Below are 22,730 nucleotides of genomic sequence, written 5' to 3' on the forward strand. Positions count from 1 at the left end.
CCACGTTGATAGGCTACAGGTGTAAAGGCAGTAATGTCATAGCCGAGTAGTACTAATACTCCGTAAAGCTTGATGCGTAATGGTTCCGGAGCCGCAAAACTCCGGAACCGCCAAATGCTTATTTTATTAGTGTACTGCAGCTCTTTGTTTTTCGTTTCTTCAGATATGTCAACAATATTAGCCCGTTCCGGGCAGTCTTAAGCACTCAGCATTGAGCTTAAAGCTTTTAACTGAAAGCTTATGACTTAAAATTTAAGGTGGCTATAGCAACGGGGCTCACCTCTTCCCATTCCGAACAGAGAAGTTAAGCCCGTTAGCGCCGATGGTACTGCTATCATTGTGGGAGAGTAGGTCGCCGCCTTCTTCTTGAAAACCCTTTATCTAAACAGATAAAGGGTTTTTTTATGCGTATATCTCAGATACCGCTATTCTCTTATATTATTTTTCGAATTTTAATTAAAAAATAAACCCGCATTGGGACATGCGGGTTTATAACCTGACAATTAACATAAGTAGCATTAATCAATAAAAGATTCCCCAAACTTAATTGGTTCCAGGTCTTCCATTTCTTCCTGGTTAAACATTCTGGATTTTATAACAAATCTAAGCCCCAGGGGAATTTCTAAAGAAAAACTCGAACCTCGCCCTTTAGTAATATCAACCAGTAGTTGCGTGTGCTTCCAATATTCAAACTGGTCTTTGGACATGAAAAAATCACAGCCATGAATATTACCGAGCCAGACATCATTTTCATTTAACAATAAATCACCTTTTTCAAGACACATTGGGGAGGAGCCGTCACAGCAACCCCCACTCTGATGAAACATGAGTTCACCGTGCCTGTCGCGGAGCTTATCAATGATTTCAGCTGCTTCCGTTGTTATATTTACTCTTTTGACCATCCTTCTTAAAAGAATCCCATTGGTTTCTTGTCATAGGAAATTAGCATATTCTTGGTATGACGGTAATGTGAAAGCATCATTTTATGATTTTCACGGCCAATACCAGATTTCTTATATCCGCCAAACGGAGCATGTGCAGGATAATTGTGATAATTATTAACCCATACACGACCTGCTTTGATAGCTCTGGATATCTGATATGCCTGATGAGTGTCCCTGGTCCATACACCGGCGCCCAGTCCATATAAAGTATCATTTGCAATTTCTATTGCTTCAGCTTCATCTTTGAATGTAGTTACACAAACTACGGGCCCGAAGATCTCTTCCTGGAATACTCTCATTTTGTTATTACCTTTTAATATCGTCGGTTTAATATAGTAGCCGCCATCAAGTCCTTCATTGAATGCAGCTTCACCTCCGGTAAGGACCTCACAGCCTTCTTCTTTCCCTATATTGATATAATTCAGGATCTTTTCATACTGGTCATTGGAGGCCTGGGCGCCCATCATAGTTTCGGGATCCAGTGGATGTCCTAATTTAATAGCTTCGGTACGCTGTATAACTTTCTCAATGAATTTATCATAAATACTTTCCTGAATTAGAAGTCGGGATGGACAGGTACAAACTTCTCCCTGATTTAGCGCAAACATAACTGCTCCTTCAATACATTTATCCAGGAATTCATCATCAGCATCCATAATATTAGCAAAGAAAATATTAGGCGATTTTCCGCCAAGCTCGAGAGTTACAGGTGTGATATTTTTTGAAGCATACTGCATGATAAGCTGACCCGTAGTGGTTTCTCCCGTAAAAGCAATTTTATTAATTCTTGGACTCGAAGCTAATGGTTTCCCAGCTTCCGCTCCAAAACCATTCACTATATTCAGAACACCTGCGGGCAGTACATCTTCAATTAGTTCCATTAATATCATTATTCCTACCGGTGTTTGCTCGGCGGGTTTTAGTACAACACAATTACCTGCAGCCAGGGCTGGTGCCAGTTTCCAGGTGGCCATTAGTATAGGGAAATTCCAGGGGATTATCTGGCCAACAACACCCAAAGGTTCTGTTACATTGATACAAACCGTATTGGAGTCCAGTTCACTAACCGAACCTTCCTCAGCTCTTATCACTCCGGCAAAATATCTGAAATGATCTACTGCAAGAGGCAGGTCAGCCGCCAGGGTTTCCCTTACTGCTTTTCCATTATCCCAGGTCTCTGCCCTCGCCAGGTCTTCCAGATTGGCTTCCATTATATCGGCTATCTTTAATAAGAGGTTACTGCGATATGCGGCAGAAGAGTTATTCCATTCCGGAGCAGCTTTCCAGGCAGCATCTATGGCTTTATTAATATCTTCTTCGGTAGACCTGGCAACTTTTGTAAAACTGTTACCATCTACAGGAGATATATTGTCAAAATACTCTCCCTTTACCGGGGCAGTCCATTTACCACCGATATAATTATCATACTTATCTTTAAAATGTGGTCTTTGAATGGACTTTTTTTCTGTTGTTTGTACATCACTCATAATCGTTATATTAAATTAAACTGAAATTTTTCCGGAGGAATAAAGCGGGGCTTCTCAAATTTAACTTTTCGATTTCAATTATGTCTGACCTATTCTATTAATACGGTGAACAAATAGATCATTTAATGATTAATTGACATAAATATTTATAAAAAAATGTATTTTTAGTAGAATTAAATATTGAAAAATGAATTTCTGATATTGATGTAATGATGCAGTTGCCAAAACATTTTCTGAAAAATCGAAAACTTGAGAATCTGGTAGAGAATCAAACCTCTTATACCATGAACAATGCATCTCTTCATATTTTTGAAACTCATCAACAGGCAGAGAGTGTATTGCTGCAATTTGATCAGCCGGTGCTTGCCAGTATGCTGGAAGGTAAAAAGATAATGCACCTTCGGGAAAAGCAGCATTTTAATTTTCTGCCTGGTGAATCCCTGATTTTACCTGCAAATGAATTGATGTGTATCGATTTTCCAGAAGCTTTGGAAACCAACCCAACACGTTGTCTTGCCATGGCCATTTCCGAAGAAAAAATTAAAAAAGTCCTTGATCATATGAACGAAAATATGAGTAAGGCTGATGACAGGGAGTGGAACCTTATGGATTATAACTTTCACTTCACCAATGATATCGGGATTTATCAAATCCTGCAGCGTCTTATTTTTCTCTTTACTGAAAACCATCCTTCAAAAGAACTCTTTGTAGATAATATGCTTCAGGAACTTGTGATCAGGATCATGCAGACCAATTCCAGGAAGATATATTCTGATAAAAGCTTGAAATTAAGCAGTAACAGCAGGCTTGCCTATGTGGTGGAATATATAAGATGCAATTTGCACCGTCCTATTCCCATAGAGCTGTTGAGTGAGAAGGCCTGTATGAGTGTCTCAAATTTTTACAGGGTTTTTAAAAACGAGCTCGGCATGTCTCCAACTGATTTTATAAATACGGAGCGTATAAAAAAGGCCGTAAGCCTGCTACAGGATGAAAAACGAACGGTTAAGGAAGTATATCTGGAATGTGGTTTTGAAAGCAGGTCGTATTTTAACCGCGTATTTAAAAGCAGGAAGAAAATCACACCAGGTGATTACCAATCCAGACTGAGACAAGTAAGAGCAGAAGTTTAACTATGCAGAAATTCTTTAAAATCCTTAAAGAATTCTTCTAACCGCAACATTTTCGAAGCAAGAAATTCCTTTACCAGAGGCCAGTCCTTTTGATTATGAATACTTACATTATCAAGCTGGACATAGATCCGGGAGATGACCTTTCCCTCCGGCAGTTCATATTGTGAATCAAAAATAATTTCAGGAAGATATTCACTTTTCACAATCTTTTGAAGTGATTCAAGTTTTTCAAAATAATAAGCCCTTATTAACTCATCTTCATCAATAATATCTAGAGAAACCTGGGCAAGCTTACGGTTAAATGTGAATTTGAGCTGAATCTCCTTAATTTTAGTATTGTAAAGAATCCATTTTCGAGGATATTCTTTTCCGAAGCTGGTCCAGAATTCCTGTCTTAGTCTTTTTGATTCTTCCCTGCTGAACATTTAAATAAAATAAGCCAGTAGAATACCCAGGATGATCACTGCCAGTTTTGACGCGTTAAAGGAATGGTTCTTTGAGGCTTCAAATAATATAGTTGTTGAAACGTGAAGAAAGATACCTATAACTACCGCATTGACATAGGTAGCATATTCAGAAATAAATTCAACATTATTTTTTAACCAGCTTCCCAAAGGCGTCATTAGTCCAAAGAAGCCAAGAAAAAGGAAAACTTTGGTTTTACTCAGTTTACTATGAACCAAAAAGACCGAAAGTATGGCGGCCACCGGAATTTTATGTACAACCACCCCGTGCAGGAGATGATTGTGCTTATCCAGAGGGAAACCTTCCAGAAGGGAATGAATGCTTAAGCTCACAAGTAGCAGAAGAGGGAAGGCCGTTGAGTTCTCATGAAAATGCAGATGGCCGTGCTCAACTCCTTTAGACAGAAATTCTAACACGATCTGTAATAATAATCCCAGCATGATGAAAACCCCTATGCCTGAATCAGGCTCGCGGTACACATCAGGTAGCAGTTCAAGTACCGTTACCGCAAGCAGGTACGCGCCACTGAACGCCAGTAAAAGTTTGAAGCCGGAAGAGCTTCCCGGTTTCAAAAAGAGTGAGATTAGATAACCTACCGCAACTGCAAGTATGGGTAGTATATAGATATAAAGGTTCGTAAGCAAGTTATTACTGGGGTTGATTAACGACAGCTCCCTTATAAGGGGAACAATCCTGTAATTATTATACTTTCCGCACAAAATTAACTTATTTTTGTCGTTCTATAAAGAAGGATTATGGCGAATAACTTTAAAATGATCGCAAAGACCTTATATGGTTTTGAAGCGATCCTGGCGAAAGAATTACTGGATCTTGGGGCGATGGATATCAAACAGGGTAACCGGATGGTGAGCTTTGTTGGTGACAAGGGATTCATGTATAAAGCAAACCTGTGCCTGCGCACAGCTATAAAGATCCTTAAACCTTATGAAAGCTTTAAAGTAAATTCTGAACAGGAACTATACGATAACATTAAACGACTCCCATGGGAGGATTTTCTGGATGTGAACGGTAGTCTGGCAATAGATTCGGCGGTACATTCGGATATTTTCACACATTCACAGTATGTTGCGCTAAAGACCAAGGATGCTATCGTAGACAGGTTTCGAGACCGTTATGGAAAAAGACCGGATGTAGACCTTGATTTCCCTGATCTTCGTATCAATATTCATATAGAGAAGAATTACTGTAATGTTTCTTTTGACAGCTCCGGAGATTCCCTTCATAAAAGAGGGTACAGGGCGGCAACAAACATAGCACCCATTAATGAAGTGCTTGCAGCGGGAATGCTAATCCTTTCCGGATGGCAGGGCCAGTGTGATTTTCTGGACCCAATGTGCGGAAGTGGTACGATTCCCATCGAGGCCGCTATGATAGCCTGTAATATCCCTCCAAACCTTAACAGAAAGGAATTTGCTTTTGAAAAATGGAAAGACTGGGATGAAGATCTATATGAGAAGATTGAGGAATCTGCCATGAAAAAGATCAGGGACTTCAGCTTTAAGATTCGTGGTTATGATAAGGCACCTTCAGCAGTAATGAAAGCCAGGGAGAATGTGAAGAATGCCAATCTTTCAGAATTTATCCAGATTGAACAGAAGAACTTTTTCGAAAGTGAAAAGGAAACTGACAGATATCTTCATATACTCTTTAATCCTCCATATGGAGAGCGTCTGGAAATAGATGTAGAGGAATTCTACGCGAAAATAGGGGATACCCTTAAGCAGAATTATCATGGTACGCATGCCTGGTTCATCGCTACTAATTTTGACGCCATAAAAAGCGTAGGGCTCAGGGCTTCAAGAAAGATCAAACTTTATAACGGTCCTCTGGAAGGCCGGTTACTGAAATATGTGATCTATGAAGGCTCCAAGAAGAAAAGCAAGCAGGATAACTAATTCCTGTCTTTCTTGTAAAGGGGAAGAAGGTAGGAGATAGAATAACCATAGCCTGCTCCAAATTCACTACCGTCATAAGTGCGGCCGAAGCCGGGGATAACAAGATTGTCGAAGTTTGAAGGACTGTTCTGGCCAATTCTTCTTTTTAGCTGAACATTGGCAGAAAGGAAAAGGTTTTTTAGTACTTCAACTTTGAGTCCTACTACCAGTTCTGCCCAGTTAGCTGTAAGTCCGCTTACTTCACTGTCATCTTCCCTAATGTCCGGACCAAAATAGTCTGAAGAAGTATAAACCCTGTATTGATCCAGGGTTTGGGAAAATGTTGCAAAGCCGTAACGGACGCCTACAAAGATGGCATTCTGCATATCCTGCCAGTTCTCGTATGCATTATAATCACCCCCTACTTTAATATAGCTTCCCTTAGTCAGGGTCTGTATATTGTCACCTTCAAAGGTGATCTCTTCATTTCCTATTTCGGCAGCCGCGTAAAAATTATTATAAACACGGTAATCACCTACCAGTTCCAGCCCTCTATATTTGTCATCAATCAAGTTCCTGAGAGGTTTACTTAGGTCAACACCCACTCTTATTCCATATTTGTCCTTATACCGAATAGTATCATTCACATTCACTGTCGTTTGTTCCTGTGCAAGGGCAGAAAGACAGAAAAAAAGAATTAAAAATAGGCTAGAAAAATATCGATACATGGGCCTGATTTTGATCTTCAACATTCGGGCGTTCAATCTGAATATCCTGTATCCAGTTGTCATCGTCATTTTCCACATCTACATTTAAGCCAACATAGTTTACCTTATAGGCACAGGCACGGTTAAGGTACTCTTCTTCCCGGCCATAACTGATGGTTAAAATATCAGAATTTCCAGGCTCATCCGGTTCTTCACCTTCTTGCGGGTCGGCTGGTGTATTCAATGTGAAAATGTATTCGGTAATATCCTGATCGGTTCTTAAGGGAATGGCAATACTATCCTGGCTATAGCGATTATAGACATAACTTGTATCATTGCCGACAGAGCGAACTCTGAGATTCTGGGGCGCCTGAAGTTCCTCGGGAGCTTCATTGTCATAAAACCTGATTATGAGCAGGGGAGTGGTCTCAGTGCTTTCAGGACAAATGTCGTCGCGCTGACAGGCAAAACCGACCAATAAAAAAGAAATAAGTAAAAATTTATAAGTATAGCTTTTCATTTATCGTCTTTCTAAGCAAACCACGTTCTCCACATGATGCGTCTGCGGAAACATATCCACTGCCTGGGTGGCCGTAACCTTATAATGTTCGTCCAGTAAGGCAAGATCTCTTGCCTGGGTAGCCGAATTACAGCTAACATACACGATACGCTCCGGCAATATACCAATAATTTGTGCCACCACATCTTTATGCATACCGTCCCTTGGTGGATCGGTTATAATAACGTCTGGATGTCCATGTTTATTGATAAAGCTTTCGGTAAAAACCTTTCGCATATCCCCAACGTAGAACTCCACATTCTCAATATTATTTCTTTCGGCATTCTCCCTGGCATCTATGATCGCTTCCGGAACTGCCTCAACACCAATCACTTTTTTTGCCTGTTTTGCCACGAACTGAGCAATGGTTCCTGTTCCGGTATACAGATCGTAAACCAGTTCATCTCCTTTCAAACCAGCATAATCCCTGGCTATTTTGTATAGATTATAAGCCTGGTCTGAATTTGTCTGATAAAATGATTTTGCGTTAATTTTGAATTTAAGCCCTTCCATTTCCTCAAAGATATGATCACGGCCTTTATAGCAGATCACTTCCTGATCGTAAATGGTGTCATTAGGCTTATTATTGATCACATATTGAAGAGAAGTGATCTCCGGGAACTTTTTGGCAATCGCATTCAGCAATAATTCCCGCTGATCTTTTCTGTCCTCATAAAACTGAATTAGTACCATTATTTCCCCGGTGGAAGAAGTTCGAAGCATAAGCGTACGTAGCAATCCTTCCTGATTACGGGTATTGAAGAATTCCAGTCCATTTTCTGTGGCGAATTTTTTTACGAAATTCCTGATTGCATTGCTGGGATCTTCCTGAAGATGACACTTTTCTATATCAAGGATCTTATCCCACATTCCGGGAATATGGAAACCAAGAGCATTTCGGTTTTCGATATTCTCCCCGCTTTGGATCTCTTTCTGGGTTAACCAGCGGCTATCACTGAAGGAGAACTCCATTTTATTGCGATAGAAGTAAATTTTCTCGCTTCCGAGTATGGGTGTAACTTCTGGTAATTCAATTTTTCCCAGGCGGCGAAGATTATTTATAACTTCCTGTTGCTTATATTCGAGCTGGTATTTGTATTCCATATTCTGCCACTTGCAGCCACCACAGGTTCCAAAATGCCTGCAAACCGGTTCGGTTCTTTTATCTGAAAGTTTATGGAATTCTACCGCGGTTCCCTGGTAATACGATTTTCTCTTTCGGGTCGTCTGCACATCGGCGATATCTCCCGGCACTGCATTGTCAATAAAGATTACACGTCCATCAGGAGATTTGGCAACTGCCTTGCCTTTGGCACCCGCATCGGTCACTTCAATTTCGCTAAAAAGCTTGTTTTTATTTCTTCTGGCCATAGCGCAAAAATAGGATAATTAACAAGATTTAAAGAGAGGGCGGTTGAAATTTTCAGCAAACATTTAGTAATTTGCAGCAATTCAGAATTTGGGATGATTTCTCTCCTTTTCGTCCGTTTTTCAGGAGAAAAAAGAAGGAATTGCTTAACACTAATACAAAAACTGATTTTACATGCCATTACCAAAAATTAATTCTTCTGAAGAAGCTATTAAACTTGAAGACCAACATGGAGCTCATAACTACCATCCATTACCTGCAGTACTAAGCAGGGGAGAAGGAGTTCATGTGTGGGATGTGGAAGGCAACAAATATTACGATTTTCTTTCGGCCTATTCGGCGGTTAACCAGGGGCATTGTCATCCAAATATCATTGAAGCTTTGCATGAGCAGGCTTCCAGGCTTGCTCTTACTTCAAGAGCCTTCCATAATGATGTACTGGGAGCCTATGAAAAATACGCTACCGAATATTTTGGTTTTGATAAGCTTTTACCCATGAATACCGGAGCTGAAGCGGTTGAAACAGCTATAAAGATCGCACGTAAATGGGCATATGAAAGAAAAGGTGTCAAGGAAACAGAAGCTCAGATCATTGTTTGTGAGAACAATTTCCATGGTAGGACTACAACGATCATTTCGTTTTCTAATGACGAAGAGGCGCGAAAGAACTTTGGGCCTTATACTCCGGGATTTATTAAAATTCCTTATGATGATCCGGAAGCGCTGGAAGCGGCCATTGAAAATAATCCAAGCGTAGCTGGATTTTTAGTAGAACCTATTCAGGGAGAGGCTGGAGTATATACGCCTGCCGATGATTTTATGTCTAAGGCAAAAGAAATTTGTAATAAGCACAATGTACTTTTCATGGCGGATGAGATCCAGACGGGAATTGGCAGGACCGGAGGTTTGCTTGCGGTTTGTGGCCACTGTACCTGTGAAAATCATTGTGAAAGACAGGAAGACACCTATACAAGACCGGATATCCTTATTCTTGGTAAAGCGCTATCAGGAGGGAACTACCCGGTTTCTGCAGTACTTGCCAATGATGAAGTTATGGATGTAATCCAGCCTGGTCAGCACGGGTCTACCTTTGGAGGGAATCCTGTGGCTGCAGCTGTAGCAGTTGCTGCCCTGGATGTGGTAAGAGATGAACATCTTACTCAGAATGCAAGAAAACTGGGGAAACTTTTCCGAAGATTGCTGGATGATTATATCAGGGAATCGAATATAGTGAACCTTGTTAGAGGTCGTGGACTTTTGAACGCAATCGTGATAAACGATTCACCCGAAAGTAGCACTGCGTGGGATATTTGTATGGCTTTAAAGGAAAACGGATTGCTAGCCAAACCAACTCATGGTAATATCATTCGTTTTGCTCCTCCACTTGTTATGAATGAAGAACAGCTCAGAGATTGTGTGGATATTATTATCAGAACCTTAAAACAGTTTGAAAAATAATTCGATATAATAAAGAATAAAAAAATCCCGCTTTTAAGCGGGATTTTTGTTTTTATATAAACCTTCCTAACCTCCATATTCTCTGAGGATCTCTTCCTGCATATCATAGATGCCTTCAAGGCCACCATAGAAAATAAAACTAATTACTATGCTTATAAAGCTTAGGGCACTTAATACAAGACCTATGATCGCAAGTATTCTTCCGGTTTTTACATTCTGGTAACCCGTGTAAAGTTCGGGATTGGCACTATATATCTCCATGGCCCGGTTAGACATCACCAGAGCTATGATCCCGAACACAATACCAAGGATGCCGTAGCAGCAACAACCTACAATTGATAAAATTCCGAATACTAAAATAAGGGTCGAATTGGGTAATTCTTTTCTTTCCATAAGAAGGATTTAATTGGTTAGTTGAAAATATGAATCATTTTAATGATATACGCGATGGCGATAATAACAGCATTCAACAAAATGAGTCCTATCTTTATGCTATAATCATATTTAAATTTAAAAAAAAGATTAAAAACCAGGAATAAAAATAATATTAGCAGACTGTAGATAGCCGGATACATAAAGAAGGCTTCGGAAAACTCCCCCTGGAATAATAAGGCTACAGACCGTTGAGCCCCACATCCAGTACAATCTATACCGAAAAGGGTCTTGTTCAAGCACGGCAGCATATATTCTTGAATACTGGTCAATTCCTTACACCTATTTTTTTGGTTAGCTCGAGTTTATCTATTGTATTTACCTTTACAATATAAACAGCATTTCCCAGATTTCCTGTAGGCATTGTAAATTCTTTCTGAAGTCCTTTAAAACTGCGATTAAAAACAAGCTTACCATTAAGATCATACACCATTAAACTGCTGATTCCCGAATCGTATAAAATTTTTATTTCTAACCTTTCTTCCCGGTTATTCTGGAATATATCTATAGTGTTAAGAAGAATATTAGGAGGTTTTGGTTTAAAACCTTCGGGCGTTTCGGGATCAGAATTGGTGGTCGGTAGTTTCTCGATAAAACTTAAATAGAATCGATCATTATATTTACCCTTAGGTAATTTTATCTTTAAGTATCCGGTTTTAATCCCAAAATAGAGATCATCCTTCGCATCATAAATGAACAAACGGTCGGGATTAAAATTATTAGTTTCTCCAACAGAGAACTGGAGACTTGTTTCTTTGTTTAGAGATATCCTTAAAGGTATAAGCTCTTCATCTAATTTAGGTCTTACGTTAATTACGTAAGGTTCTCCAGAAAGGGACCAGCTCACGTCGCTTGGAGAAGCGTCCATCTTCCGGGCATCCATAGCATGGTCTTCATCTGGACTACTATCCTCTCTGAAGGCCAGAACAAGTTGCCTTATGTAGGTAGAATCTAATTCTATATTCAGTTTCAAAGAAGGAATAGCTGATTCAGGACTTTTGAATTCAGAGATCCCGGGATTTTCCTTTTGAAACATTCGGTGCGAGTTTTGGAAAAATACTTTTCCGTCATTTTTGCCAATGATCATGAATCCCTGTGCTACAGGACTTACTTTTCTGGCAATGGTTCTTCCGGTTTCACCAGTCTCGGCTCCATTGGGATATTTCCGGAATATTGCAGGGACATATATCCCGGCTCCCGGAGAATATGTTCCATAACCACCTTCGTAATCGGAAAGATAATGTGAGTTTCCATCTTTTCGGGAATCCCAGAAGTAAGCGATTCCTGTGGAAGAAGTATTTTCTATGAGAAATTTGTCAAGATCCAGGGCTGAAGGATAGGGATTCCCAACAAGGAGGATCTGGTCTTTGGTAATTGACAGTTCAATCTTTCCATTATTCGGAAGCCCACGAAAATCATAAATATGTGCCGAGCCTGCATTAATAGGTTCTCCTTCAACTTCATTCATATTTACTCCGTTTACTCCCTTCATGGTAAAGCCTTCTCCAGGAAGAAGGTCAAAATGGTCACCGGCATAGAGCCAGCTGGAATAATTGTTTCCTGAAAATGTGTAGATCCAACGGTTGGAGATGCTTAAAGGACTGCTGCTGCCATCAAGAGCGGATATAAGTTTTGCTTTTCTGCTTTCTGTATTACCCAGAGTTTCATAAATAATATCATTCAGCTGTATATTATTATCTCGGATCTCAATTGGTAAACCCCAGTAATTATAATCATAGGCATTAGAGGTTCCAGCCTGAAAAATGGAGATCATACCGGAGCCGTTATTCAGACTACTTATCTTTGCTCCCTGAAGTAATTGTGCATCTTTTCTCAGATACAGGCTCGCCTGAGTTTCCTTGTGAAGGTTTTCGGTCAGATGAATTTCATCTTTTACAAAAATCAGTCGATCCTTTGCATAAATATAGCTGTCTGATTTATCAGAAGGCATAATGTATAATTGCGCATAGAGCGTGCTTGCGCTAAAAATCATCAAAAAAAGGAGTGGAAGCTTCATGAAAGCCATAAATTTGCCTAAAAGTAGTAAATAAAGCATTTCAAAATTAGCTTTTAAAATATTTAACTTACTGAAAATGAATAATTCACAAATTATAAACACTTTGCTTATTGTTGCTGGAGGGGGAATGCTTCTTTATGCCATTTCGGCTGAGGATGTTAGCCCGTTTTTTAAAATTATTGGCCTTGTAATTATTATGCTTGGACTTTACAGAGCAACCAATTACTGGGTAGCTACCAAGGATGACCATAAAAAGGAAAATGAAAATCAGGATGACTAATGGAGTTTAGACCGGGAGATAAAGTGGAGCTGTTGGATGATGAACTGAGCGGGATCGTTCAGGAGATTAATGGTGACGAAATCAGTATTAAAACCGAAGATGGTTTTATCATGAGTTTTCCAGCAGATCAATTAGTGAAAATCGATGATGATATTGATCCGGCAACTATTGAAGGTTTTGATTTTGAAGAGGTACTTAAAGAAAAGAAACCAGTAAAAAAGCCAAAATCCAGGCCTGCCAGATCAAAAGATAAACAACAACCTCCCATGGAGGTAGACCTGCATGTTAACCAACTAATAAGGTCATCCAAAGGCATGAGCAATCATGAGATACTTAATTTACAGCTGGATACTGCCAGGCACAAACTTGAGTTTGCAATAAGGAACCGAATACAGAGAATTGTTTTTATACATGGAGTGGGAGAGGGCGTTTTAAAAATGGAACTGGAATACCTGTTAGGCAGATATTCAAATATCAGATTTTATGACGCCGATTATCAGAAGTATGGTTTGGGAGCCATGGAGGTATACGTTTATCAGAATCCCTGATCTACTAGCCTTCAGTCTCAGTAGTTTCTTCTTCCTCTTCAGTATCGCTACAATCAGGGTCCTGACCTGGACATTGTGGGAAATCCACACTATTTGAACTCAGGTTACCTAGATTATAAGTCTCAAACTGAATGGATTCGCCGGAACCATCCTGCTTTTCGAATTTCAGATTATTTATAAGGATCTGGAGTCCGTAGTTACGAGTGATATCATGGGAGATATATACCTCATGCTGGAATTCGGCGGTTTGTTCCTGGTTGAGATAATTTGAAATTCCCTGTGCCGTCTGGAATGCTGCAGGATTGTCTTCATCACCTTCTTCAACCTCAAATCTTGTTAGGACCCCGTCATTATCATCATCATTATCAAGGTAATTAGGAATTCCATCTTCATCAGTATCACGGTAGCCGTTTTCATTTACGGGATCATTTGCGCTGTTGGCAAGTTCGTTTGAGGTTGGAACATTATCGCCATCATCGTCCTTATCAAGATAGTCAGGTATTCCATCCTCATCCGTATCCTGAAGATCTTCCCCAAGGGAATTCCAGCCTTCTTCGCGGTTTTCCAGTCCGTCCCTATCAGGATCGGAGGTGGCGGTTTCATCAATAAAATCTGTATTTATAATTACGGTTCCGCCTGTCCCGCTTACCCATTCCTCAATTACGTCTGGTGAGCTGGGAGGTACCACGTTACAGAAATAGTCATTGGGTACTTCAGAATCATATATTCTGTACACAACACGGTTGCTTCCACTTAATGGAAAACTTACCTGATCTTCATCAGGCGGGATAATATTACCGTCTTCATCTACATCCAGTTGATTATTATTGCTAAACTCAAGAGAGATAGACTCGTAAACGTCATTGTTATTAATGGCGTAGATAACATTTTTATTAGGACCGCTACAGAATTTCAGGCTACTGTCCTCAAAGTCAAAACTGGTAACAATAATATCCCCGTCATCACAGGCGGAGAAAAGAAGTGAAATGAATATGCCCAACAGCAAACGTCTCATCAGGATGCTTTTTCAACAAAAATAAAGGAATCAAACTTATAAGGAAGCGATGTAGGAAATTATTTTATTTCCCTTAATTTTGCAGCCATGGATAAAGTCTATTTTGATTCAGCAGCTACAACCCAGTTAAGGGAAGAAGTGGTCGATAAAATGACCCGCACATTAAAAGAAGTTTATGGCAATCCATCTTCCACCCATAGTTTTGGAAGATCATCCAAAGCCCTTATTGAGCAAGCAAGGAAAACGGTGGCCGGGATCCTTAATGTAAAGGCTTCCGAAATCGTTTTTACTTCTGGAGGAACCGAGGCAGATAACCTGGCTTTAAACAGTGCGGTTAGAGACCTTGATGTGAAAAGGATAATTACTTCCAAAGTAGAGCATCATGCGGTACTTTATACCGTAAATCAGCTTAAGGATTGTTTTAATGTGGAAGTAGAATATGTGGCCCTGGATAAAAATGGGAATGTAGATCTCGCTGATCTTGAAAGATTATTGAAGGGTTCAGATAAAAAAACCCTGGTGAGTCTTATGCATGTGAATAATGAGATTGGAAACAAGATAGATCTGAAGAAAACTGCAGAGCTTGTCAAATCTTATGATGCGCTTTTCCATTCAGATACTGTTCAGTCCATAGGACATTTTAGATTGGATTTAAGTGAGATTCCTGTAGATTTCACTGCTGTAAGTGCACATAAGTTTCACGGTCCCAAAGGTGTGGGATTCGCATTTGTGAGAAGGAACTCCGGCCTTAAGCCTCTTATTTTTGGAGGTGAGCAGGAGCGAGGCCATCGTGCGGGAACTGAGGGGGTCCATAATATAGTGGGTCTGGAAGAGTCCCTTAGACTTGCCTATGATAATCTTGACGAAGAGAAAGAGTATATAACTTCTTTAAAGAAGTATTTTATTGAAAGTCTTAAAAATGAAGTTCCCGGCGTTAAGTTCAATGGTAATTGTGAAGACTTCGAAAACAGCACCTATACGCTGATAAACGTAAGTTTACCTGTTTCTGAAGAAAAGGCACTGATGCTGCTTTTTCAGCTGGACCTAAAAGGGATTGCATGTTCCAAAGGCAGCGCCTGCCAGAGCGGAAGCGATCAGGGATCACATGTTCTCAATGCTTTCCTGCCAGAAGAAGACCTTAAAAAACCTTCATTAAGATTCTCCTTTTCCAGATATAATACGAAAGACGAAATAGATTACGTGGTGAATAGTCTTAAAGAGTTCATCGACAATTAATAATCCTGATTCGAGTTATCGAAATATTTTCAGGATTATCTACAAAATAAAAAAAGCCAGAATGAAAATTCTGGTTTTTTTTATTTTTATTCTTTTCTGAAAAATTTCGCGGTGTATGTAGCAGTATTTCCAACATTATCTACCACGATCACCTTCAGGTTATTTTCAGTTTCGGTAACCACATCATCAGAAAAATAATGAGTAAGAGTATTGTCTTTATACTCATATTCCATCAAAATGAACTTTCCATTAACCGTTGCCCGATAAGAATCAATCCCTGAAAGATCATCGGTGATTTTAACCTTCAGAGTTTCCTTATTGGAGATCCATTGCCCGTCATAGAAGTTAACCGGTCGTATTTCCGGAGGGTTGATATCGGCTACAAGTGTATATTTTCCAAAGGTTCTTGTGCGTGTGGTGAAACGGTTTCCTTTTTTGTAGGTGGTGGAGTAGTTTGGCCTGCCATAGTTGCCCAGCCTGGCTATAAACAGTTTGTCCCAGTCTTCTTTCGGGTACCTGCTCATATCGAAACCTATGGTCATATTACTGTGAAGTGGGATCTCATCTTTGTGCAGTTCTATGGTATCACCTGTGAACTTTATATCAAGATAAGCGTCTTCATAAAGGCTGCCTTCAGGGATATACACGTCAATATTATTCTCTTTTACTGAAAAGGCCTGATTAGCCTTGGCCAGATAAGGGGTTTCATTTTTTTCTTTTTTCTGTATCCTATCGCTTACCTGGCCTTTGATAGGGATCCTTATCAGCTTTTCGTTGCCCTGTATATCAGTCACGCTAATCGTATATTGATAGTCGAGACTGTCTTTGATATTCAGTTTTCCTTCTTGTATTAACTTTCCGTAAAGACTTAGTGGATTACCAGGATTTTTGAAGAGTTTCTGTACCCTGTCCCGATGTTTGGAATAATATTCATAATCGATTAGCTGATTAAGGTGTCGGGTTTCTGAAAAAGAGAACTTTTCAAAATTGATTTCAAAAACCTGATCCCCATTTAAATTTGCTTCAATTCTATAAACTCCATTTTTATTATAAGCCATATCCTGCTGATCTACAGTAGAGATCCCAAAGCCTATTTCACCGCATGCTTCAACCTGTTTAGTGGTATAAGAACCGTCATTCAGAGGGATCAACCTTAATTTTTGACGTTCCTGCGAGTTGTTTACATGTGCATCTTCTCCAAGTGGATAAGCGAAAATACCTTCGATTAAAGGAGCGCGATTATCGGGAACCTGGATACCGAACATCTGGGCATTCATTGGACGCTGGTTTCCATCCCTGATTTCAAAATGTAAATGTGGACCACCACTTCCGCCTGTATTTCCGCTATAAGCGATCACTTCACCCTGTTCTACTTTTAATTCTCCGGCTTCAGGAAACAATTCGATCTCATACGATTCTTTACCGTATTGTCTTTTTCTTACATATTCCTTCAGCTTAGGCGCCAGGCGCTGCAAATGCGCATATACCGTAGTAAAGCCATTAGGATGCTGTATGTAAAGGGCTTTTCCGTAACCATAATGCTGGATATTGATTCGGCTTATATATCCGGAAGCCGAGGCCAATACTTCCAGGCCTTCCACACCCTGGGTTTTTATATCCAATCCACTATGGAAATGATTAGACCTCAATTCGCCGAAAGTTCCTGATAAAACCAGGGGTACCGCAAGAGGATCTTCAAAATACTCTGCCGGGACCGGAGATTGCGCAAATAAGGAATTGGAAAAAAAGATTAGGAATAACAGGCTTGTTGCTCTCTTCATAGATCGGGTATATTCAATTTTAAACCTGGCGTAAAGTTAAACAAACTTCGATCAAAATTAAATCTCTTGATAACAGAGATTTAATATGATTGTTGATTAATATTTTAAAACAGCTAAAAAAGTATTGGGATATTTAAAAGCGTATGTTAACTTTGTAAGGGTTCACATCGGTTTTAGCGCTTATGGGTGAAATGACAGAAATAGTTGATAACCTAGAGAATAGGATCAGTAAGTTGCTTCATAAGTATGAACTTTTGAAACAGTCTAATGAAAACCTTCAACAGGAATTGACTGCTGTTAAAACTGAATATGGAAAACTGGAGGAAGATTTAGCATCTTCCAGAGATCAGATTCAGACCCTGAAAGCTGCGAACGCGATGCTTGGCAGTACCGACCATAAAAGAGAAACTAAGCTCAAGATAAACAGCCTGATTAGAGAGATCGATCAGTGTATAGTTCAGTTATCTGAATAATAAAAAATGGAAGATAAACTGAAGATCAAAATATCGATAGCAGACCGCGTTTATCCGCTAACCATTCAGCCGAGTCAGGAAGAAGGATTGCGAAAGGCGGCGAAGAAGATTGAAGCTATGATCAAGCAGTTTGAGCAAAATTATGCGGTGAGGGACAAACAGGATGTTCTTGCAATGTGTGCATTGCAGTTCGCTGCCCAAACCGAGCAGAAGAATATCGATAAATCGAGTGAAATGATTGAAGCAGAGGATAAATTAAGGTCACTTAATGAATTACTGCAACAGCATTTAAGCTCATAAGTTCTTTAAATAAAATAAGGTTACTGCCTGCATTAGTGCTTTTTTGATAAACTCAACACGAATTCTTTAAAAAGGGTGAGTCTAAGTTGTAAAAGCGTGCCGTGTCCTTTTCCGGTTTATCCGGTTGAGGAGAGCGGATCCTTGATCAGCTTGTTAGCCCTAAACCTGATTTTAAGGAGTTTATAACAAAACCTATCTAATGCAGGCTTTTTTTATATATCTATCTAAACACTGAATAAATGGAAATCTTAACAATAGTAATAGCAGTAGTGGTGGGGCTGGCCCTGGGCTTTGGAATTGCCAAAATGCTGGAGAAGAAGCAGGCCTCTAATACCATCGCAGGCGCGAAGAAAGAGGCAGCCGGTATCATCAAGGAGGCTAAGGCCGAAGGAGAAAGCATCAAAAAAGACAAGATCCTTCAGGCAAAAGAGAAGTTCATCGAGCTTAAATCTGAACACGAAAAGGTTATCCTGGCGCGCGATAAAAAGATAAATGATGCTGAAAAGCGCGTAAAGGATAAAGAATCTCACGTCTCTAATGAACTTGGGAAGAACAAAAAGCTGAATAAGGATCTGGAGGAGAAGATCGCTGATTATAATCACAGGGTTGAATACCTTGAAAAGAAGCAGGAAGAAATAGATAAGCTTCACAACAGTAAAGTACAGCAGTTAGAAGTGATCTCAGGACTTTCAGCTGAAGATGCCAAGGCTCAGCTTATTGAATCGTTAAAAGATACCGCAAAGGCTGATGCCATGTCCCTTATTCAGGATACGGTTGAAGAGGCAAAACTTACCGCACAACAGGAAGCCAAGAAGATCATCGTTAATACAATTCAACGAATTGGTACAGAAGAAGCGATAGAGAATTGCGTTTCTGTTTTCAACCTTGAAAGCGATGATGTAAAAGGTAGGATCATTGGGCGTGAGGGAAGGAATATCCGTGCGCTGGAAGCGGCAACAGGCGTGGAGATCATCGTTGATGACACTCCGGAAGCTATTATATTAAGCTGTTTTGATTCCGTTAGAAGAGAGGTGGCAAGATTATCCCTCCATAAACTTGTGACCGATGGCAGAATTCACCCAGCGCGTATCGAGGAGGTTGTTAAGAAGACCCGTAAACAAATAGAGGAGGAAATCATAGATATTGGTAAGAGAACGGTGATAGATCTTGGAATTCACGGTCTTAATCCTGAGCTGATAAAGATGGTAGGTAGAATGAAATATCGTTCTTCTTATGGGCAAAATTTATTACAACATTCCAGAGAAGTTGCCAAATTATGTGGAGTGATGGCCGCAGAATTAGGTCTTAATCCTAAACTTGCAAAACGTGCCGGTCTTCTTCATGATATTGGAAAAGTACCGGAAACCGAAACAGAAGTACCTCACGCAATTCTGGGAATGCAGTGGGCAGAAAAATATGGAGAGAAGCCAGAAGTATGCAACGCTATAGGTGCTCACCATGATGAGATAGAAATGAATTCGTTGCTTTCACCAATCATTCAGGTTTGTGACGCGATAAGCGGGGCCAGACCTGGAGCCAGAAGACAGGTGCTTGATTCTTATATCCAGAGATTGAAGGATCTGGAAGACATCGCTTTTGGATTTGGTGGAGTAAAGAAAGCTTACGCCATCCAGGCAGGTAGAGAACTTAGAGTAATTGTGGAAAGTGAAAAGGTTACCGATGAAAAAGCTTCGAACCTTTCTTTTGAGATCTCGCAGAAGATACAGACAGATATGACCTATCCTGGTCAGGTAAAGGTTACTGTGATCCGTGAAACCAGAGCAGTGAACGTGGCTAAATAATCTTTTTTACTATTTATAAAACGAAAGCCCCGCAACTGCGGGGCTTTTTTTTGTCAGGCTGAACTTATTTCAGCTTCTGATTCATTTGAATCTTAATCATCAAATATATTCTGATAGGAATTACCTTCAAGTTCGAAGAATTTTCCGGTAACGTATCTGAAATTATAATCCAAGCCTGCAATTTCTTTCATATCCTCTTCATCCAGTGTATAGCCGGCACTCTTCAGATTGTCTTTAATTCGACCTTCATTGGTGGATTTAGGAATAACCGCCGTTCCTCTTTGCTCGCTCCATTTTATAAGTATCTGTCCCGGGCTGGCACCATGTTTCTTGGCAATTTTCATTATTGCTGGATTTTCCAGTAATGAAGGTTCATCATTGGCTTTTATCTCGTCCGGCCGGTCTCCGCTTCCCAGTGGAGAGTAAGCTGTAACATTTATGCCATTCTTGCTGCAAAATTCCAGTAGCTTGTTCTGCTGAAGGTAGGGATGTAATTCCACCTGATTCATTTCGGGAGTATCGTTCGTTTCAGCCATTAGTTCCTTCAATTTAGGAATACTAAAGTTAGAAACCCCAATATGTCTTACCAATCCCTGTTCCTTTGCTTTGACCATCTCGTTCCAGGTCTCACTTAATGGAGCCTCTTCAAGCGACAGATATTCATCGGCTGATTCGGGAAAACCATCCACTTCAGGTTTAAATGCTACCGGCCAGTGAATAAGATAAAGGTCAAGGTAATCGAGCTGCAGATCTTTTAAGGTCTTTTTCAAAGCCGGGATCACGTCTTTCTTTTTGTGGGCATTGTTCCATAATTTAGAAGTTACCCAAACGTCTTTACGCTTTACATCTCCTTCTTTGAAAACTTCGGAAAGGCCCTCGCCAACTTCCGCTTCATTACCATAAACCGCAGCGCAGTCTATATGTTTATATCCATTTTTCAATGCGATCTTTACCGCTTCAGTTACCTTTCCTTTTTCAGATTTCCAGGTACCAAGGCCTATCGCATCCAGAGTATCTCCGTTCTTAAATTTTAGTTTCTTCATAATTCACTTTTTTTGAAGGTACTAATTTGATCACGTGAGATAAAGTAATTATAAGGGTTTAGCAGAATTTTAATATCTATTTACGGGGATGAAAATCTTCCATGACCTTTCTTAAATGTGTTCTGTCCACATGAACATATACTTCGGTTGTTGTGATGCTCTCGTGTCCCAGCATTTGCTGTATGGCCCTAAGATCGGCTCCATTTTTCAGCAGGTGGGTCGCAAAGGAATGTCGAAAAGTATGCGGACTTATCTTTTTCTTTATGCCTGCCGCTTCAGTAAGACGTCTCACAATGGTGAAGATCATAGCCCTGGTAAGTTTATTACCTCTTCTGTTCAAAAACAAGGTGTCGGTCGCTTCGGGCTTAATATCCTGGTGGATTCTTACCTGGTCTTTATAAATATTGATGAACTTGATGGTGTATTCTGAAATTGGCACAAAGCGCTGTTTATCTCCTTTTCCCGTAACCTTAATAAAACCTTCATTAAAATACAGGTCAGATATTCTGAGATCAATGAGTTCGGAAACGCGTAGGCCGCAACCATACAGGGTTTCAATAATGGCCCTGTTGCGCTCTCCTTCATTTTTAGATAGGTCTATCGCGGCTATAATCATGTCTACTTCTTCAATTGAAATGGTATCAGGCAGTTTTCTACCTATTTTAGGTGATTCCATTAGGTCCAGCGGATTGTCTTTTCGGTAATCTTCAAATACCAGATAGCTGAAAAAACTTCTTAAACCTGAAATCAGTCTTGACTGAGAGCGGGCATTTAAGGATTTGGAGGCATCATATATAAATTCCTGGATGGTCTTATCGGATATCCTTACCGGGCTAACCTCAATTTCATTAACTTTTAGGTAGTTGATAAGTTTGATGACATCCATGCTGTAGTTCTCTATGGAATTTGCTGAGAGTCCGCGTTCAAGCTTTAGATAATGCCTGTAATCCTGTAGCGTATGTTGCCATTTCATGTGTTAAATATAATAATTAAGCCCGGTTAGTCTTAGTAATACTTTAGGCTTGGGTAACGTTTTTTTAACAAGTTGAAACCTACATTTGTTCCCGAATCAAAAAACTAAAAGTGATGAAAAAGACATTTTTATTAGTTGCTATTGCGATTTTAGGACTGAGTAATACCGCCAAAGCTCAGGAATACTGGAACTTTGGTATTAAAGGTGGTGCGAACTTCACCAATATGAGTTCTGATGGTTTTGAAGATAATAACAGCAGAACGGGCTTTCATTTAGGTCTTTTGGCTGAAATTCCGGTAAGTGATCGATTTTCGGTACAACCGGAGGTATTATACTCTACTCAGGGAACCGAGGCCGATGGATGGTTAGGGGAAGGAGAATATCAAATTGATTATGTTCAGGTCCCCCTGATCGCTAAATTCTATTTAGTTGATGGTTTGGCTATAGAAGCTGGTCCATCATTTAACTTTAAGGTTGAGGAAGAATATGATGTGGAAGACGGTCCCGTATCCTTTGAATCAGATTCTGATTACGCCAGTACTTTTGAGCTTGGCGGTGGTTTAGGACTTTCTTATAAGTTCAATAACGGTTTTTTCCTGAATGGAAGATACACCCAGGGATTCACGAATGTCTATGACGGTGATGACTTTGATGACGATGCCATTAATAACAATGGTATCCAGGTAGGATTGGGTTTCCAGTTCTAAATTTTTAAATAACACCTATGAAAAAGAGAGCGCAGGAATTTTCCTGCGCTTTTTTATTTTTAATAACGGATCGGCTTTTTCATTATATTTATTATTACTAATAACC

24 protein-coding genes, 1 rRNA gene and 1 other RNA gene are annotated in these 22,730 nt (G+C 39.9%); 12 read left to right on the forward strand and 14 right to left on the reverse strand.

What is annotated here, in order from left to right:
• Window positions 1-253: 253 nt before the first annotated feature.
• Window positions 254-364, forward strand: a 5S ribosomal RNA gene (gene rrf / locus EZJ28_RS15110).
• A gap of 154 nt (window positions 365-518) precedes the next feature.
• On the opposite strand, the gene EZJ28_RS15115 is transcribed toward rrf, so the two are convergent.
• Window positions 519-902: a DUF779 domain-containing protein gene (locus tag EZJ28_RS15115; RefSeq protein WP_131399397.1), complete on the reverse strand. Its 384-nt coding sequence runs from the start codon at window positions 900-902 to the stop codon at window positions 519-521.
• 5 nt (window positions 903-907) lie between these two features.
• Window positions 908-2,431: an aldehyde dehydrogenase family protein gene (locus EZJ28_RS15120; RefSeq protein ID WP_131399399.1), complete on the reverse strand. Its 1,524-nt coding sequence runs from the start codon at window positions 2,429-2,431 to the stop codon at window positions 908-910.
• A gap of 209 nt (window positions 2,432-2,640) precedes the next feature.
• Here EZJ28_RS15120 and EZJ28_RS15125 point away from each other — a divergent pair, with 209 nt between their 5' ends.
• A complete protein-coding gene (locus EZJ28_RS15125) occupies window positions 2,641-3,564 on the forward strand; it encodes an AraC family transcriptional regulator (RefSeq protein ID WP_242670143.1) in 924 nt (307 codons plus the stop codon).
• Here the strand turns inward: EZJ28_RS15125 and EZJ28_RS15130 are convergent.
• Together EZJ28_RS15130 and EZJ28_RS15135 are read right to left on the reverse strand one after the other, a co-directional pair.
• Entirely contained in the window at window positions 3,561-3,989 is a 429-nt protein-coding gene (locus EZJ28_RS15130) for a DUF4268 domain-containing protein (RefSeq protein WP_131399401.1), read from the reverse strand. The genes EZJ28_RS15125 and EZJ28_RS15130 overlap by 4 nt on opposite strands.
• On the reverse strand, window positions 3,990-4,673 hold the full coding sequence (locus EZJ28_RS15135; protein ID WP_131399403.1) for a ZIP family metal transporter: 684 nt from the start codon (window positions 4,671-4,673) through the stop codon (window positions 3,990-3,992). It lies immediately after the preceding gene.
• 111 nt (window positions 4,674-4,784) lie between these two features.
• Here EZJ28_RS15135 and EZJ28_RS15140 point away from each other — a divergent pair, with 111 nt between their 5' ends.
• The gene (locus EZJ28_RS15140; RefSeq protein WP_131399405.1) at window positions 4,785-5,945 is read left to right on the forward strand and encodes a class I SAM-dependent RNA methyltransferase; all 1,161 of its coding nucleotides are present in this window, start codon (window positions 4,785-4,787) and stop codon (window positions 5,943-5,945) included.
• Here the strand turns inward: EZJ28_RS15140 and EZJ28_RS15145 are convergent.
• From EZJ28_RS15145 to rlmD, 3 genes are read right to left on the reverse strand one after another with little or no spacing between them, the layout of a single operon-like run.
• Window positions 5,942-6,652, reverse strand: a complete 711-nt coding sequence (locus EZJ28_RS15145) for a DUF6048 family protein (RefSeq protein WP_207388476.1) — start codon at window positions 6,650-6,652, stop codon at window positions 5,942-5,944. The two genes, EZJ28_RS15140 and EZJ28_RS15145, sit on opposite strands and share 4 nt — an antisense overlap.
• The gene (locus EZJ28_RS15150; protein ID WP_131399407.1) at window positions 6,633-7,151 is read right to left on the reverse strand and encodes a DUF6452 family protein; all 519 of its coding nucleotides are present in this window, start codon (window positions 7,149-7,151) and stop codon (window positions 6,633-6,635) included. Before EZJ28_RS15150 ends, EZJ28_RS15145 begins: the two co-directional genes overlap by 20 nt.
• Window positions 7,152-8,561: a 23S rRNA (uracil(1939)-C(5))-methyltransferase RlmD gene (gene rlmD, locus EZJ28_RS15155; RefSeq protein ID WP_131399409.1), complete on the reverse strand. Its 1,410-nt coding sequence runs from the start codon at window positions 8,559-8,561 to the stop codon at window positions 7,152-7,154. It abuts the gene before it with no gap.
• A gap of 172 nt (window positions 8,562-8,733) precedes the next feature.
• On the opposite strand from rlmD, the gene rocD reads away from it, so the two are divergent.
• Window positions 8,734-10,017, forward strand: coding sequence for an ornithine--oxo-acid transaminase (gene rocD / locus EZJ28_RS15160; RefSeq protein WP_131399411.1), 1,284 nt, complete (start codon window positions 8,734-8,736; stop codon window positions 10,015-10,017).
• 66 nt (window positions 10,018-10,083) lie between these two features.
• Here the strand turns inward: rocD and EZJ28_RS15165 are convergent, their stop codons facing one another.
• Genes EZJ28_RS15165 through EZJ28_RS15175 form a run of 3 tightly spaced genes read right to left on the reverse strand, consistent with a single transcriptional unit; the run spans window position 10,084 to window position 12,466 of the window.
• Window positions 10,084-10,410: a CCC motif membrane protein gene (locus EZJ28_RS15165; RefSeq protein WP_131399413.1), complete on the reverse strand. Its 327-nt coding sequence runs from the start codon at window positions 10,408-10,410 to the stop codon at window positions 10,084-10,086.
• 17 nt (window positions 10,411-10,427) lie between these two features.
• The gene (locus EZJ28_RS15170) at window positions 10,428-10,700 is read right to left on the reverse strand and encodes a DUF2752 domain-containing protein (RefSeq protein WP_131399506.1); all 273 of its coding nucleotides are present in this window, start codon (window positions 10,698-10,700) and stop codon (window positions 10,428-10,430) included.
• A 17-nt stretch (window positions 10,701-10,717) separates the two neighbouring features.
• Entirely contained in the window at window positions 10,718-12,466 is a 1,749-nt protein-coding gene (locus EZJ28_RS15175) for a T9SS type A sorting domain-containing protein (RefSeq protein WP_131399415.1), read from the reverse strand.
• 76 nt (window positions 12,467-12,542) lie between these two features.
• On the opposite strand from EZJ28_RS15175, the gene EZJ28_RS15180 reads away from it, so the two are divergent.
• A complete protein-coding gene (locus EZJ28_RS15180; RefSeq protein ID WP_131399417.1) occupies window positions 12,543-12,746 on the forward strand; it encodes a hypothetical protein in 204 nt (67 codons plus the stop codon).
• Window positions 12,746-13,294, forward strand: a complete 549-nt coding sequence (locus EZJ28_RS15185; protein ID WP_131399419.1) for a DNA mismatch repair protein MutS — start codon at window positions 12,746-12,748, stop codon at window positions 13,292-13,294. The genes EZJ28_RS15180 and EZJ28_RS15185 overlap by 1 nt, the downstream gene beginning before the upstream one ends.
• A 4-nt stretch (window positions 13,295-13,298) precedes the next feature.
• On the opposite strand, the gene EZJ28_RS15190 is transcribed toward EZJ28_RS15185, so the two are convergent.
• On the reverse strand, window positions 13,299-14,309 hold the full coding sequence (locus tag EZJ28_RS15190) for a hypothetical protein (protein WP_131399421.1): 1,011 nt from the start codon (window positions 14,307-14,309) through the stop codon (window positions 13,299-13,301).
• 87 nt (window positions 14,310-14,396) lie between these two features.
• On the opposite strand from EZJ28_RS15190, the gene EZJ28_RS15195 reads away from it, so the two are divergent.
• Window positions 14,397-15,545 (forward strand): cysteine desulfurase family protein, encoded by a 1,149-nt coding sequence (locus EZJ28_RS15195; RefSeq protein WP_131399423.1) that lies wholly within the window; start codon window positions 14,397-14,399, stop codon window positions 15,543-15,545.
• A gap of 86 nt (window positions 15,546-15,631) precedes the next feature.
• Here EZJ28_RS15195 and EZJ28_RS15200 read toward each other — a convergent pair whose 3' ends face one another.
• Window positions 15,632-17,326, reverse strand: coding sequence for a M23 family metallopeptidase (locus EZJ28_RS15200; protein WP_131399425.1), 1,695 nt, complete (start codon window positions 17,324-17,326; stop codon window positions 15,632-15,634).
• A gap of 182 nt (window positions 17,327-17,508) precedes the next feature.
• Between EZJ28_RS15200 and EZJ28_RS15205 the strand changes: the two genes are divergently transcribed.
• The 4 genes from EZJ28_RS15205 to rny all read left to right on the forward strand — a co-directional run bounded on the left by EZJ28_RS15205 (window position 17,509) and on the right by rny (window position 19,901).
• On the forward strand, window positions 17,509-17,799 hold the full coding sequence (locus EZJ28_RS15205) for a hypothetical protein (RefSeq protein ID WP_131399426.1): 291 nt from the start codon (window positions 17,509-17,511) through the stop codon (window positions 17,797-17,799).
• 6 nt (window positions 17,800-17,805) lie between these two features.
• A complete protein-coding gene (locus EZJ28_RS15210) occupies window positions 17,806-18,099 on the forward strand; it encodes a cell division protein ZapA (protein WP_131399428.1) in 294 nt (97 codons plus the stop codon).
• A 50-nt stretch (window positions 18,100-18,149) separates the two neighbouring features.
• Window positions 18,150-18,281, forward strand: a non-coding RNA gene (gene ssrS, locus EZJ28_RS15215) — 6S RNA.
• A gap of 57 nt (window positions 18,282-18,338) precedes the next feature.
• The gene (gene rny, locus EZJ28_RS15220) at window positions 18,339-19,901 is read left to right on the forward strand and encodes a ribonuclease Y (protein ID WP_131399430.1); all 1,563 of its coding nucleotides are present in this window, start codon (window positions 18,339-18,341) and stop codon (window positions 19,899-19,901) included.
• Between the two features lie 92 nt (window positions 19,902-19,993).
• Here the strand turns inward: rny and EZJ28_RS15225 are convergent, their stop codons facing one another.
• On the reverse strand, window positions 19,994-20,944 hold the full coding sequence (locus tag EZJ28_RS15225; protein WP_131399432.1) for an aldo/keto reductase: 951 nt from the start codon (window positions 20,942-20,944) through the stop codon (window positions 19,994-19,996).
• A 76-nt stretch (window positions 20,945-21,020) separates the two neighbouring features.
• Entirely contained in the window at window positions 21,021-21,917 is an 897-nt protein-coding gene (xerD, locus tag EZJ28_RS15230; RefSeq protein ID WP_131399434.1) for a site-specific tyrosine recombinase XerD, read from the reverse strand.
• Window positions 21,918-22,030: 113 nt separating this feature from the next.
• Between xerD and EZJ28_RS15235 the strand changes: the two genes are divergently transcribed.
• Window positions 22,031-22,624, forward strand: a complete 594-nt coding sequence (locus EZJ28_RS15235; protein ID WP_131399436.1) for a porin family protein — start codon at window positions 22,031-22,033, stop codon at window positions 22,622-22,624.
• Window positions 22,625-22,730 lie beyond the last annotated feature (106 nt).

It is taken from the genome of Gramella sp. KN1008, assembly GCF_004332155.1.
GTDB lineage: Bacteria > Bacteroidota > Bacteroidia > Flavobacteriales > Flavobacteriaceae > Christiangramia.